Genomic DNA, 13,892 nt, shown 5'->3' on the forward strand with positions numbered 1-13,892 from the left:
TAAATCAATCTGCGGCAACAAGCGATGTCACGATTTGTCGCGAACGAATATGACCTCGAACTTCTGCTTTACGACGACCTGGTCGTAGATGCCCGTTAGCTGATCTTTTGCCACATCATAGCTGAGTGTGTAGGTAGAACCGTTATAGCCGGCGGCGCGTAGCTCAAAAAACAACTTGATACTGTTGCCATCGCTCGTAGCCACGGCCGTGTGAAAAGGCAGTGGCCTCGGGTTGGCATAACTCGCATCAAGTTTGCCGTCGACGCTTACGGCATTGATGGTGATCACGTAGCCTCCCTGCAGGCGCACCCAACGGCCGGGCAGCACACTAAATGCCGCTTTCGTCGTGGATTCAGTCGGCGGGCGGGACGTCTCTGGCGAAGGCCGCTGCGCTTGCGCCAATGCAGAATTTACAATCATCGACAGGCCAAGGACTGCGAGCGGTATTGAGTTCATGTGTTTCGTCCGATCCGGCCTCGTAGTTGCGTTGTTCGATTCTAGCCAAATGTTCGAATTTACTTATCGCTCAAGGCGCCAGGAGCCATCCCAATTTTCAGTGGGAGGATCCACGGTCAATTTATTGAGGCGATTGACGAAAGCTGCGGACGGGCCATCATTAGGGCGATCGCGAGCGCCGCCTCAAATACACGACGCGATTCATCCCATCGCCGACCCCTGTAGCTGGCGAGCCCGTCCGAGTGTGCTGACCCTTGCGCCCCATGAGGGCAACAAGCGCCCGATCTCCTCGTTTAGATGTCGTCGCGAATCTTCAACCGTCGCATCGAGTCGGGTTTGAAGCCGGGCCAGGGCAACCGTGTCGCCGGACTGGGCCTTCTTTTCTATCAGGCCGCTGATACGCTTGCGGGCTCCGCGGATTTCGCTCGCGAATTCATCACTCTTTGCTTCAAACTTGGCGCGAATGGCGGCGACGTCACCGGATTGCGATCGCGTCTTGCTGATAATGATGCGCGGCAGCTCGAGCCCCCGCTCAACCGAACGAATGTTGGCTCGCGCGAGATTTCGATAGGCAGGAATGTAGCTCTCAGTAAGTTCGTCAAGTTGGTCGCCAACCTGAACTATTGAGGCCATGGACAAAACGGCTGTGATGGTCATGAGCGCAATCAATACTACAGCCATCTCCATGATCTTCCGCCGGCTCGAGAGGCTAATCATGTTCTGGCCTCCTCCAAGGTATACCGTCCCCTTGGCGTGGACGGCGAGAGTGGAGGCCGTCCAAACGACGTGCGGTAACTTACAGCACACTCAACGGATAAACATTGGACCTGAGACCAAGATCGTCTTTGCCGTCATCCGCGCGGCGGCGGCGGCGGCAAGTGTGCGATATGAGAGCTCGATGTTGGACCACGGTCCAATAGCCTGCGCGTGCCACCTTTTCCTAGAGTGCCACCAGTCTGCTCACGTGTCGATCGATTGGTTGGAGGCAACGCTTGATGACAGCCCCTTTTCCTGCAGCCGCGCTCAAGTCAGAAGTCGGCATTTGTGACAGTCCATCGCACATCGATAAGATGATCTGGATACCCGGCGGCACTTTTCGCATGGGATCGGACAAGCATTATCCGGAAGAAGCGCCGGCACATCGCGTCACCGTGGACGGCTTCTGGATTGATCGCCATCCAGTGACGAACCGGCAATTCAAGGCGTTCGTCAAGGCTACCAACCACGTCACCCTCGCCGAGATTGCGCCCGATCCGAAGGACTATCCCGGGATCCTACCGCACATGGTCTACGCGGGCTCCCTGATGTTCTCCCCGCCCGCGCATCCGGTCAGTCTCCGGGACTTCAGCCAGTGGTGGACCTTCGCCCAGGGCGCGGATTGGCGGCATCCCTATGGACCCGAGAGCAACATCCGCGGGCTGGACGATCATCCAGTCGTGCATGTGGCCTTCAGCGATGCGCTCGCCTTCGCGAAATGGGCTGGCCAGGATTTACCAACCGAAGCGGAATGGGAATTTGCAGCGCGCGGCGGGCTCGACGGCGCCGAATTTGCGTGGGGCGATGAATTCACGCCGGCCGGCCGTCACATGGCCAATACCTGGCAGGGTGAATTTCCCCGCCAGAACGCCGCAGACGACGGTTTCGAACGGACCTCGCCAGTCACCGCATTCCCGCCGAACGGCTACGGCCTTTACGACATGATCGGCAACGTCTGGGAATGGACAGCCGACTGGTATTCCCCCAGGCATGAGGCGGATGTGACGAAGGCCTGCTGCATCCCGGAGAATCCGCGCGGCGGGCGTGAGACCGACAGCTACGACCCAAGAACAACCAACGTGAAGATTCCACGGAAGGTCATCAAAGGCGGCTCGCATTTGTGCGCGCCGAATTACTGCCGACGCTACCGGCCGGCAGCGCGTCACGCGGAGCCGGTTGATACTTCCACGAATCATCTTGGCTTTCGATGCATCAGTCGGGGAGTTCCCAATGCATCATAAACAGGAGAGCGTAGCCATGTTGAGTTCTATATTGCCCGACGAGCCGTCGCCCCCTACTGGAACGCCGCCCCGCAAGACATCTGGCTGGCCCAAGGGGACCTGTGCCTCGCTGCTCAGCACGACGATGCTGATGGCCTTGTCCGGCCCGGTCAGTACGCCGGCCTTGGCGCAAAACCAGCAAAAACCAAACATTCTCTTCATCATGGGTGACGACATCGGCTGGATGCAGCCGAGCATCTACCATCGCGGCTTGATGGTCGGGGAGACGCCCAACATCGATCGCATCGGCAACGAAGGCGCGATGTTCACGCACTATTACGCCGAGCAGAGCTGCACGGCCGGGCGTACGGCCTTCCTCACCGGCATGCAGCCGGTTCGTGTCGGCATGGTCTTGCCGGAAATTCCCGGTAGCCCATCCTATCTGCGGACGGGGACGCCGACGCTTGCCAAGTTCCTGCTCGATCTCGGCTACACCACCGGCGAGTTCGGCAAGAACCATCTCGGCGACCACACCGAGTCGCTGCCGGCTGCGCAGGGCTTCCAGGAATACTGGGGCTATCTCTATCACCTCGACGCCATGCAAGGGGTGAGCTTTCCCGACATCAACAAAACCGCGACCCAGCAGACCCTTGCGCCGCCATGCAAGAACACGCCGATCCCCGGCGTGGCTGAGGTCCCCGGCGCTGTAGATCCCAGGACCACGGTTTGCCTGACGCCGCCGCGTCCGATGCTCGCCTGCAAGTCCTCGGACGGCACCGCAAAGAACATGACCTGCAAGGATGAGGGCCCGCTGACTCTCGAGCGATCCAAGACCGTGGACGAAGAAATCTCGGCCAAGGTCGTTGACTTCCTCGATCGCAACGACCCGAAGAAGACCAACAAGCCGTTCTTCGCCTGGTACAACCCGGCGCGCATGCACATCACGACCGTGCTGCCGGACAAGTATCTGAACATGGTGGGCGAGCCTGGCGGCAAGGATTGGGGCGTCAACGAAGCCGGCATGAAGCAGATGGATGACAACATCGGCGTGGTACTGAAGAAGCTCGAAGACATGGGCCAACTCGACAACACGATCGTCGTCTTCACCACCGACAACGGCGCCGAGACCATCACCTTCCCGGACGGCGGCGTCACACCGTTCAAGGGCGGCAAGCTCAGCACCTGGGAGGGCGGCATGCGCGCTCCGATGGTGATTCGCTGGCCCGGCGTCATCAAGCCCGGCACGGTCAAGAACGAAATGTTTTCCGCCCTCGACTGGCTCCCGACCCTCGTCGAGATCGCCGGCGGGCCCAAGGGCGACGCACTGAAGCAACAGGTCGAGGCCGGCTATCCTAATATGGTCAAGACCACCCTCGACGGTGTTAATCAGATCGACTATCTGAGCGGCAAGTCCGAGAAGTCGGCCCGCGACCACTTCCTGTATTACTCCGGCAAGGAGCCGTCGGCGGTCCGCTACAAGAACTGGAAGATGTACTTCGCGATGGTGTCGGACTCACCAGCTGGCTTCATTTCCGGTGTGCAGCCCTACTCCTGGACCCAGGTCGTCAACATCAAGCGCGATCCTTTCGAAACCTCCGTTGGTACACAGCTGAAGACGTTGTTCGGCATGGCCGGGGCTATTGCTTCTCCGTCTACTGCCTACGTCTATGATTGGAACATGTTGCCGATCGGCCAGCAGCTGTGGCTGAGGCACCTGGAGACCTTCATCAAATTCCCGCCGCTGCAGGACCCGGCCAGCTACAACCTGGAACAGGTCATGCAGCGAGTGAAGGACATGAAGACGGCCGGCCGCAGCGACTAGCTGCGAACGTCGGGCCGCGATCGCAGAACAAGAATAAAAGCGGCCGGTCCAAAAGGACCGGCCACTTCCCAGAAATTTCGATGAATCCGCCTTCCGTGCAATCAAGAGACCATGAACCCGTCCCATGCGTTTGGGCGGCGAAAGTATGGAGTTGCTCATGACCAGGAAGAATCGAACCGGCTGCATGATCATCGCCCTCCTGCTCAGCGGAGCGGCACCGGCCCTGGCCCAGACCACGCCGCCTTCGACGCCGCAGCACGAGCCGCTGCAGAAGACGATCGGTCAAGCAAAGCCGGAGATTGTGCCGTCGTTGATCGTAATGAACGCCCGCGGCGCCAGCCTGCAGGGTGGACAGCTCACACTCAACGGCGTGGCACCGAATTCGATCGTGTTCGCGGACCGGCCGGTGCGGGCAGCGGGTCATTCGCTCACGACCGACTTGCTGGAGGAATGGTCGAAGGGCAATGACAGCGATGAAAGCTTTGCCAACGATCCGCCGAACGCCACCGTCTCGGTGTTCAGCAAGGATGGATCGAAAATCCGCGACGCTGTGGTGGTGCTGAAGACGGCGAAGCTCGAGGGCGACCGGCTGACCTTCGACGTGGATGTGCTCGAAGGCGAACTGACCGGCGGCGACGGGTCGGCAGCACTCTTCATCGACCGCTTCGGCTTTGGCGGCTTTCACGCTGGTGGATTCCACGCCGGCGGCGTGGGCGGCTTCCACGCTGCGGGCTTCCGCGGCGGCTACGCGCGGGTCGGAAGTGTCGGCGTCTGGCGTCGTCCCTACGTTGCTCGCGGCGCTTGGTATCGCGGCGGTTATGGTGCGGCAGCGGTCGGCGCCGCAGCGGTGGGTGGGGCTGCGCTGGGTGCGGCGGCAGCCAGCACCTATCCCTACTGCGGCTATTACCCCTACCCGCCCTGCTACTGAGGACTGCGGCCCCGAGTAGCGCACATCGGTGCGATCGGGATGGAGAGTAAATCAGAAGGTTACTTGTCATGAGCGTCGTCAGGAACGCATGTGTCGGTCTTCTCACGTCGCTCGCCGCCGCGACGGCGCTGGTCTCGCCGCTTTGTGCGCAGCAACAACAAAAGCCCAACATCCTCGTCATCATGGGCGACGACATTGGGTACTGGAATATCAGCGCCTACAATCGCGGCATGATGGGCTATCGCACGCCAAACATCGACCGCATCGCCGACGAGGGCGCAATCTTCACCGACTACTACGGCCAGCAATCCTGCACTGCTGGCCGCGCCGCGTTCATCACCGGACAGTCCCCGCTGCGGACGGGACTCTTGAAGGTAGGCTTGCCAGGAGCGAAGGAGGGCCTGTCAGGAAAGGATCCGACCATTGCCGACCTGCTGAAGCCACAGGGCTATGCGACTGGGCAGTTCGGCAAGAACCATCTCGGGGATCGCAATGAGTTTCTGCCCACGGTTCACGGCTTCGACGAATTCTTCGGCAACCTTTATCACCTGAATGCCGAAGATGAGCCCGAACATCCGGACTATCCAAAAAATCCCGCGTTCCGAGCGCAGTTTGGTCCGCGTGGCGTCATGAAATGCGTTGCAACCACCGTCGACACACCGGGCGACGATCCACGGTTCGGCCCATGGGGCAAGCAAAAGTGTGAGGATACCGGACCACTCACCAAGAAGCGGATGGAGACAGTCGACGAGGAATTCCTCACCGCCTCGGTGAACTTCATCGACCGCGCAAATCGAGACGGGAAGCCCTTCTTTTTGTGGTTCAATTCGAGCCGTATGCATATCTGGACGCGTCTCAAGCCTGAGTCACAGGGGAAGACCGGCCTCGGCATCTACCCTGACGGCATGGTGGAGCATGACGGGCAAGTCGGACAACTGCTGAAAAAGCTCGACGATCTCGGCATCGCCAACAACACGATCGTGATCTATACGACCGATAACGGCGCGGAGACATTCTCCTGGCCCGACGGCGGCACAACGCCCTTTCGAGGAGAGAAGAACACCAACTGGGAGGGTGGCTATCGCGTCCCGGCGATGGTGCGCTGGCCGGGGTTGGTGACGGCGCGGACCGAAATCAACGACGTCTTTTCAGCGGAGGATTGGGCGACAACGCTGGTCGCGGCGGCCGGCGAGCCCGACATCAAGAACAAATTGCTGTCCGGCTATGATGCCGACGGAAAGCACTTCAACGTTCACCTCGACGGGTACGACCAGCGCGATCTTCTGGCCCGCAAGGGTCCCAACAAGCGCCGCGAATTCTTTTACTGGACTGACGACGGCAACCTGGCTGGGCTTCGCTACGACCAATGGAAGGCCGTCTTCCTGGAACAGAAGGCGCATGGGCTCGATGTCTGGGCGCAACCAATGGCTCAACTTCGGCTACCGTCGCTGTTCAACCTCCGCTCAGACCCGTTCGAGCGGGCCCAGCACGAAGCTGGCGACTACGTAAAGTGGTTCGTCGAGCATGCCTTTTTGCTGGTTCCGGCTCAGAGTATCGTTGGGCAGCACCTGATGAGTTTTCGGGAGTTTCCACCGCGGCAGAAGCCTGGCTCCTTCTCGGTCGAACAGGCCATGGAGAAACTGCGGAATCCACCGACGAGCAACTAATCGACGCTATCCGCAAAAAGGGAGACGACCATGAAACCGATCGTGCGATTTCCCCCAGTGGACCGCCGCGCCCTGCTCTCGTCCCTGGCGATGCTTCCGTTGTTCTCTGCCTCACTTCGCTCCACTTCGGCGGAGGCGCAAGCGCAACTTGACCCGCTGCCGTCCTGGAACGAGGGGGCGACCAAGGCTTCGATCCTCGACTTTGTCGGGCGCGTCACGACGCAAGGCGGGCCCTTCTTCGTGCCGGTCGATCAGCGCATCGCGACCTTTGACAATGACGGCACGCTCTGGGTCGAGCAGCCGATGTACGTACAACTCGCCTTCGCACTCGACCGCGTGAAGGTCATGGCGCCGATGCATCCGGAATGGAAGACCAAGCAGCCGTTCGCGGCGGTGTTGGACGGCGATCTAAGGGCCCTGGCGGAGTCCGGGGAAAGCGGATTGGTCGAAATCATCGCAGTGACACATGCCGGCATGACCACATCAGAATTCGAGAAAATCGTCACCGACTGGCTCGTGACCGCGCGTGATCACCGCTTCAAGCGACCCTATACCGAACTGGTCTACCAGCCGATGCTGGAATTGCTGGCCTACCTGCGCGCCAATGGCTTCAAGACCTTCATTGCGTCAGGCGGCGGCATCGAATTCATGCGGCCCTGGACCGAGCGAATCTACGAAATACCTCCCGAGCAGGTGATCGGATCGTCGATCAAGACCCGATTTGAAATGAAGGACGGCGCGCCAACACTCTTCCGCCTATCCGACATCAATTTCATCGACGACAAGACAGGCAAGCCCATCGGCATCAACGAGCACATCGGCCGCCGCCCGATTGCGGCCTTCGGCAATTCCGATGGCGATCTCGAAATGCTTCAATGGACGACGCTCGGCGCCAGCGGCGCGCGGCTCGGCCTGATTGTCCACCATACGGACGCGGAGCGCGAGTATGCTTACGACCGCCAATCGCATTTCGGGAAGCTTGATGTAGCGCTGGATGCCGCAGCGGTGAACAAGTGGACCGTGGTCGACATGAAGAAGGACTGGAAGCGTATTTTTGCCTTCGACTAACGTCCGAGTTCACGAGGAGACCCAAGGGACCGAAAACCCGAGAGCACACGCGACAATACGGTCAAGGAGAATACACGTGAACAACGCCATCTGGCTCGGTTCGTTGGCTATGCTCGTCGCCGTGACGGTCGCGGGTGTGCCCACCGCCGCGCAGCAGCCGAAGAAGCCCAACATTGTCGTTATCCTCGCGGACAATCTGGGCTATGGCGAGTTGGGCGTCTATGGCGGCGGCATCCTTCGCGGTGCGCCCACCCCGCGCATTGACTCGCTCGCAGCTGAGGGCATGCGCCTGCTCAACTTCAATGTCGAAGCGGAATGCACACCATCCCGGTCGGCGCTCCTGACCGGCCGCTTCGCCATCCGCTCCGGCACCTATGCAGTTCCTATCGGGGGAGAACCGGATGGACTGACCCAGTGGGAGATCACCACCGCCGAGCTGTTGTCTGCGCAGGGTTACGCTACCGGCATTTGGGGCAAATGGCATCTTGGCAGCGCCGAAGACCGGATGCCGACAAATCAGGGGTTCGATGAGTGGTATGGCATCCCGCGTACTTACGACGAGGCCATGTGGCCGTCGCTGGACGAGACGAAAAGCATGTGGCCGTCGGTCGGAACCAAGCAGGGTTGGAATGCGAAGGTCGTGCACCCCCAGCATATTTACGAAGCCCGCAAGGGCGAAAAACCCCGACAGGTCGCAGTGCTGGATGTGGATCGCCGCCGCACCATGGATGCGGAAATCACAAGCCGTGCGGTGGAGTTCATCAAGCGCAACGCGAGCGCAGGCAAGCCGTTCTACGCCTATGTTCCATTCGCGCAAGTTCACATGCCGACGCTTCCAAATCTGGAGTTTGCGGGCAGAACGGGCAACGGCGATTGGGCCGATTGCCTGGCCGAAATGGATTACCGCACCGGACAAATCCTTGACGCCATTAAGCAAGTCGGCATCGAGAACGATACGCTTGTAGTATTCGCCAGCGACAATGGCCCCGAGGCGACCCATCCCTGGGAGGGTGACAATGGACCTTGGCGGGGAACTTACTTCACGGCGATGGAAGGCTCGCTGCGTGCACCATTTATCATCCGTTGGCCAGGCAAGGTGCCCTCAGGCCGCGTCAGCAACGAGATTGTTCACATCGTTGATCTCTTCACGACCCTCGCGCGTGTTGGCGAGGCGGAGGTCCCTAAGGATCGTGCGATTGACGGCGTGGATCAGCTAGATTTCTTTCTCGGCAAACAGGAAGCCTCCAACCGCGAGGGATTCCCGGCCTACGTTGCCGATCGTCTCTCAGCCGTCAAATGGCGAAACTGGAAAGTGCATTTGATCTGGCAGGAAAGCATGTACGCTTCGCCGCAGAAGTTGCCCTTGCCGAAGATCATCAATCTGCTCACCGACCGAAAGGAAGAGCACGATGTCGCCGCGTACAACTCCTGGGTCGCCGATCCCGCGGTGAGGATCATCGGCGAGTTGGAAGCGAGCTTTAAGACGTACCCGCTGATCAAACTCGGTACCCCTGACCCCTATACCCCGCCAAAGCCAGCTACCCGGTAGTTCTTGGAGCCTCAAGAAAGCTGATCCTTGTCCGATTTGGGTCTTGGCTGTGCGAAACCCGCTCTACAGTCCGTTCCCTCGAGCCGGATTGGCATAGCTAAGAGAGAGTTGAGCCTTCTAACTCGGCCTTCAGGGGATTACAGTTCGCTCAAAAGGCTTCGCCTACTTGGAAGGCGCGCATGATCAAAGAGGTAGAGCCACCACCAATCAGCTTTAAACTGACCCTGCTGAGATGGCTGACCATGGTCGCTTCGCTGGCGCTGGCGGCATCGCATCCTGCCACGGCACTCGATGCCGTATCGATGCAGCTCAAATGGAAGCATCAATTTCAGTTTGCGGGCTACTATCAGGCGCTTGAGCAGGGCTTCTACCGCGACGCAGGTCTCGACGTTACCATCAGAGAAGGCGGCCCTGATATCGATGTCTCCGAGGCCGTTGCCCGCGGCAAGGCGGATTTCGGGGTCTGCAGCGCCGGCATCCTGCGTGACTGGGGGGCGGGCCGCCGGCTGGTCGTGCTGGCCGCCATATTCCAGCGTTCGGCGGCCGTCATCCTGGTCGCGCGTCGGGCAGATATCAGCAGCGTGGCAGATCTGCGCGGCCGTACGCTCATGGACACGCCGGGAAGCGACGAGATCGCCGCGATGCTCAAGCGCGAAGGGATCGACTACCAGTCGATGCTGCGCGTCCCGCACGAGGGAAACCCGCGCGACCTCTTGGCCGGCCGGGCCGACGCGATGGTCGCCTACAGCACCAACGAGCCGTTCGTCCTTGAACGGCTGGGCGCGGCTTACCGCACCTTCGCGCCCGCAGCATCCGGCATCGATTTTTACGGCGACAATTTGTGCGCCTCCGAAGCGGAAGTGAAAGCCCGTCCCGACCGAGTCGCATCATTCCGGGCGGCGAGCGTGAAAGGCTGGGCCTATGCTCTCGCTCATAAAGAAGCGACGGTCGATCTGATCCTGCGGAAGTACTCGGCGAAAAAGAGCCGGGAGGCCCTACTGTTTGAGGCGGAGCAGACGGCGACGTTGGTCGGGCGGGACATCGACCGGATCGGCGAACAGGATCCCGCACACTGGCGAGGCATCGCCGCGGTCTATCGGCAACTTGGGCTGCTGACCGACGATACGTTACCCGCGGCACTGATCTGGGATGGAAATGACGACAGCCTGCAGCGTTGGCTGATTTCTCTTGTGCTCGTGCCGGTCGGATTGGCGATTGCGGCTCTGGTCGCGTATCGAAATCGCCGCAGCTTGCGCGTCGCAATCGCACGGTTGGGCGCGCTTCCGCCGTTTGCCACGATGGGGCGGCCAAGACTGAGCCTGATCATGTCGCTGCTCTTCATCGGCCTCAGCATTCCTGTCCTAATTTTCATCCTGATCTACAATTACAACAAGAATTCGGCCGGCATCGTGTCGATCCTGAACGACGCAGTCGCGCAGACCAGCCAGGCCGGCGTTGAACGCACCCAGGATCTGATCGAGAACACCGAAAGCCCGCTGCGCTTTCTCGCCGAAGTGGCCGCCAGCGATCCCGGCTATTTCCGTATCGAGCAAAGCCGCGATCTGATGTATCGCGCGCTGACCTCGGCCGCCCATATCGACGCCGCCTACGTCAGTTTCGAGGATGGTTATCATCGGGTCGTCACCCGTATCGACGAGGACCGCCGCCGCGCCGATCCCCGGATTCCCGCGATCGCGAATTGGCACTCCAGCTACGTCGATGCAATCACTAATTCCCTGCTCCGCGTACGCCATCGGACATTTTTCGACATTTGGCCCAATCAGGTCGGCAAATATGATGTCGCCACCGAGATCGACATTCGCACCTTGCCCGGTTATCAGTCCGCCAAGACGACGCGCACGCTTGCCGTGACTGAACCTTCTATCAATCCCGATACCGGCTTTCCCATCATCTCGTTGCGCATTCCGATCTTCCGCGGCGTTGAATTCATTGGTTGCGCATCGGCCAACATAACCATGGACGTCCTGTCACGCTTTCTCGACAGGCATCGCGCCAGCGCAGGGAGCACCACATTCGTCGCAGACCGCAACAACGGGAAGATCATTGCCTTTCCGGACAAACAAAAAGGCGTTCGTATTGAGAACGGAGTGCTCAAGATCGCGACCCTGGCTGACATCGACGATCCCGTGGTGCGCGAGGCTCATCGCGAGCATGCTCGCACGGGCGCCGACAGATTTGTCTTCCGATCGCCGATCAACGGAGAAGATTTGATAGCAGCGTTCGCCAATTTTCCGGGCGGCTTCGGTCAAGCCTGGCAGGTGATCACGTTGACGCCGATCGACGATTTCGTGGGGACGTTGAAGAGGACCAATCGATTGATGATGGTCGTGATCATTGCGCTCACCACGGTCGAGTTGTTCTTCATTTACTTCGCTTCCAGTCGGCTATCGCGCCCGGTCGAAAACGTGTCCCGGCAATTGCAGTCCATCGAAAGCCTCCACTTTGATACGCCCGCGCGTCCACCATCGAACATCCACGAGATCGCGAAGCTGGAATCGGCGGCTTCGCTGCTGCGAACCTCGCTAAAATCCTTTTCGTCGTTCGTCCCGCTCGATGTGGTCCGCCAACTGATCAAGTCCGGCATCCCGCTGACCCTCGGTGTCGAGCCGCGATTCCTCACCGTGTTCTTTTCCGATCTGGAGAATTTCTCTACCCACTCAGAGACGCTCGCGCCTGATGATCTCTTGATCCAGATCTCGACCTACCTAGAGGAAGTCTCGTCTGCGATCGCGGAGGAAGGCGGCACCGTCGACAAGTTCATCGGCGATGGCGTTATGGCGTTCTGGAATGCACCGGCTGAACGCTCTGACCACGTCCTACGCGCCTGCACTGCCGCATTGCGGGCGGCGCGCCGCATGGAACGCGTCAACGATGTCTGGGAGGCGGAAGGACGGCCGCGAATTCACCTGAGGATCGGGCTCAATTGCGCCAAGGTCCTTGTCGGCAATGTCGGTTCTTCGAACCGGCTGAGCTACACGGCCTTGGGGGACGGCGTGAACGTTGCCGCCCGCCTTGAAGGCATCAACAAGCTGTTTGGCACCACGATCTGCATCAGCGACAGCGTTTACGACCAGACGAAGAACGAAATACTCGCGCGGCCGATCAAGCGAGTTCAGGTCAAAGGCCGCAAGACAAAGTTCATGATCTATGAATTGCTCGCCCTTCGCATGAGTGACGATCCGGAGCTAAGGATTCGCCATCGGGATGAGCAGCTGAGCGCGATGACCCGGCAAGCCTCGCAAGAGTTCGAGGCCGGAGATTTACCGGCCGCAGAGCACGCCTATCGTGACCTCCTGAAGGAATTCCCCGAAGATTCTCTTGCCAGGTTCATGGTCGCGGAATGCACAGGAAAACAAGGATCCGGCCTTGCCAAGGTGCCGCCAGCGTGAGGAGGAACGAAAAAACGTGGCCGTCTGAATTCGGGCCAGCAGTGGACCGAGTTAGCGGCGGGACAGATCGGATGAACAGGCTGGACCAGCATGGCCGTGCTCCCTGGCATTGCAGGCGGGCGCTCGCTCGGTCTCTCAGCCACCGACGCCTACGGGCTCGGATGGGATGCGGTTCGCAAGAGCTGGGAGGGAACTTTTGCTCGCTTCGCTGAGATTTCAGTCTCGATGAATGAGCCGCAAATTCATGTCGCCCAGAACGTGGCATGGGTTGTCGGAATTGAGAGTGCTGAAGGGAAGTTCAAGAACGGGGATGCCGTGAGCTTCACGGCCTTCACGACCAACATGTACGAAAAACGGGATGGACATTGGCTCATGGTGTTGCACACCACGTCACGAGTTCCGCAATAACGCAACAACACGTCCGCAGCGGCTGACCTGTCTGACTGCGGCCGGCGTGAAGGCGAAATTTGATTTGCTGTAGTCCCGTGTGGAAACGCTCCTCGAGGACGCCGGTGAGGTGGACTTGGCAAGTGTTGCGGACCTGGCGAAGGGTATCGATACGGGGCTGATCCTGTTGCAGCAGCAAGCGGCCTTGCGTACGCATCCGGCGTAGGCCGCAGGCTGGTTGGATCATTCCCGTTGCCAGCGCGTGAGCAGCTTGGGGTTTTCTTTGTAGAACCTGACGAGCTCGATCAGGTTTTCGATGCCAAAGTCGGTGAACGCCTGAACACCATCTTCGCCGACGCCATAGACCCAGATCAGGCCGTCCTCGATTTCCATTTCGATGGCAATGTCGCGCAGCCAATCTTCGTCTTCACCGAGGTCCTTTGCAACCTGGGTTATGATGGTGACGTGATGAACCTTGTTGACGTGCGTGGTCATGCCGCTCGAGCAGAGATTGCTGATCCCGGCATCCAATTCCAGGGCAGCAGCTCGTCCAGCCGATGAGCTGGGTGGGCGGCGATGCGGGCAAGGATATCCGTGAACCAGGCCTGCGGATCGACGCCATTCATTTT

At 59.8% G+C, this 13,892-nt stretch carries 12 protein-coding genes; 8 read left to right on the top strand and 4 right to left on the bottom strand.

Annotated features, from left to right (window positions below):
* Positions 1-27: 27 nt before the first annotated feature.
* A complete protein-coding gene (locus QJT82_RS40830; RefSeq protein WP_210199800.1) occupies positions 28-456 on the bottom strand; it encodes a hypothetical protein in 429 nt (142 codons plus the stop codon).
* A gap of 201 nt (positions 457-657) precedes the next feature.
* The gene (locus QJT82_RS40835; protein ID WP_155258744.1) at positions 658-1,173 is read right to left on the bottom strand and encodes a hypothetical protein; all 516 of its coding nucleotides are present in this window, start codon (positions 1,171-1,173) and stop codon (positions 658-660) included.
* Between the two features lie 353 nt (positions 1,174-1,526).
* On the opposite strand from QJT82_RS40835, the gene QJT82_RS40840 reads away from it, so the two are divergent.
* From QJT82_RS40840 to QJT82_RS40875, 8 genes are all read left to right on the top strand, one after another.
* Entirely contained in the window at positions 1,527-2,453 is a 927-nt protein-coding gene (locus tag QJT82_RS40840) for a formylglycine-generating enzyme family protein (RefSeq protein WP_035633152.1), read from the top strand.
* A gap of 130 nt (positions 2,454-2,583) precedes the next feature.
* Positions 2,584-4,254 (top strand): arylsulfatase, encoded by a 1,671-nt coding sequence (locus QJT82_RS40845; protein WP_028343990.1) that lies wholly within the window; start codon positions 2,584-2,586, stop codon positions 4,252-4,254.
* A gap of 157 nt (positions 4,255-4,411) precedes the next feature.
* Positions 4,412-5,182 carry a hypothetical protein gene (locus tag QJT82_RS40850; RefSeq protein ID WP_028343989.1) on the top strand — a complete coding sequence of 257 codons (771 nt, stop codon included), beginning with the start codon at positions 4,412-4,414 and terminating at the stop codon, positions 5,180-5,182.
* Positions 5,183-5,250: 68 nt separating this feature from the next.
* Entirely contained in the window at positions 5,251-6,849 is a 1,599-nt protein-coding gene (locus QJT82_RS40855; RefSeq protein ID WP_035633150.1) for an arylsulfatase, read from the top strand.
* 30 nt (positions 6,850-6,879) lie between these two features.
* Positions 6,880-7,917, top strand: coding sequence for an HAD family hydrolase (locus QJT82_RS40860; RefSeq protein WP_051448115.1), 1,038 nt, complete (start codon positions 6,880-6,882; stop codon positions 7,915-7,917).
* Between the two features lie 76 nt (positions 7,918-7,993).
* The gene (locus QJT82_RS40865; RefSeq protein WP_245288882.1) at positions 7,994-9,466 is read left to right on the top strand and encodes an arylsulfatase; all 1,473 of its coding nucleotides are present in this window, start codon (positions 7,994-7,996) and stop codon (positions 9,464-9,466) included.
* A 179-nt stretch (positions 9,467-9,645) separates the two neighbouring features.
* On the top strand, positions 9,646-12,876 hold the full coding sequence (locus tag QJT82_RS40870) for an ABC transporter substrate-binding protein (RefSeq protein ID WP_080686940.1): 3,231 nt from the start codon (positions 9,646-9,648) through the stop codon (positions 12,874-12,876).
* A 90-nt stretch (positions 12,877-12,966) separates the two neighbouring features.
* Complete coding sequence (locus QJT82_RS40875) at positions 12,967-13,284, top strand: nuclear transport factor 2 family protein (RefSeq protein ID WP_028343986.1); 318 nt, start codon at positions 12,967-12,969, stop codon at positions 13,282-13,284.
* Positions 13,285-13,506: 222 nt separating this feature from the next.
* Here the strand turns inward: QJT82_RS40875 and QJT82_RS40880 are convergent, their stop codons facing one another.
* Both QJT82_RS40880 and QJT82_RS40885 read right to left on the bottom strand, forming a co-directional pair.
* A complete protein-coding gene (locus QJT82_RS40880; RefSeq protein ID WP_028343985.1) occupies positions 13,507-13,758 on the bottom strand; it encodes a hypothetical protein in 252 nt (83 codons plus the stop codon).
* A partial coding sequence (locus QJT82_RS40885; protein ID WP_281446697.1) for a transposase domain-containing protein occupies positions 13,755-13,892 on the bottom strand: 138 nt, incomplete at its 5' end. The genes QJT82_RS40880 and QJT82_RS40885, both read right to left, overlap by 4 nt.

The organism is Bradyrhizobium sp. Mp19, assembly GCF_029952935.1.
In the GTDB taxonomy this organism is placed as follows: Bacteria; Pseudomonadota; Alphaproteobacteria; order Rhizobiales; family Xanthobacteraceae; genus Bradyrhizobium; species Bradyrhizobium elkanii.

Bases quoted from the DNA above. Each gene is read 5' to 3' on its own strand.
- QJT82_RS40845 (WP_028343990.1), top strand. From the start codon at position 2,584: ATGGCCTTGTCCGGCCCGGTCAGTACGCCGGCCTTGGCGCAAAACCAG.
- QJT82_RS40830 (WP_210199800.1), bottom strand. From the start codon at position 456: ATGAACTCAATACCGCTCGCAGTCCTTGGCCTGTCGATGATTGTAAAT.
- QJT82_RS40880 (WP_028343985.1), bottom strand. From the start codon at position 13,758: ATGACCACGCACGTCAACAAGGTTCATCACGTCACCATCATAACCCAG.
- QJT82_RS40870 (WP_080686940.1), top strand. From the start codon at position 9,646: ATGATCAAAGAGGTAGAGCCACCACCAATCAGCTTTAAACTGACCCTG.
- QJT82_RS40840 (WP_035633152.1), top strand. From the start codon at position 1,527: ATGATCTGGATACCCGGCGGCACTTTTCGCATGGGATCGGACAAGCAT.
- QJT82_RS40835 (WP_155258744.1), bottom strand. From the start codon at position 1,173: ATGATTAGCCTCTCGAGCCGGCGGAAGATCATGGAGATGGCTGTAGTA.
- QJT82_RS40850 (WP_028343989.1), top strand. From the start codon at position 4,412: ATGACCAGGAAGAATCGAACCGGCTGCATGATCATCGCCCTCCTGCTC.
- QJT82_RS40855 (WP_035633150.1), top strand. From the start codon at position 5,251: ATGAGCGTCGTCAGGAACGCATGTGTCGGTCTTCTCACGTCGCTCGCC.
- QJT82_RS40860 (WP_051448115.1), top strand. From the start codon at position 6,880: ATGAAACCGATCGTGCGATTTCCCCCAGTGGACCGCCGCGCCCTGCTC.
- QJT82_RS40875 (WP_028343986.1), top strand. From the start codon at position 12,967: ATGGCCGTGCTCCCTGGCATTGCAGGCGGGCGCTCGCTCGGTCTCTCA.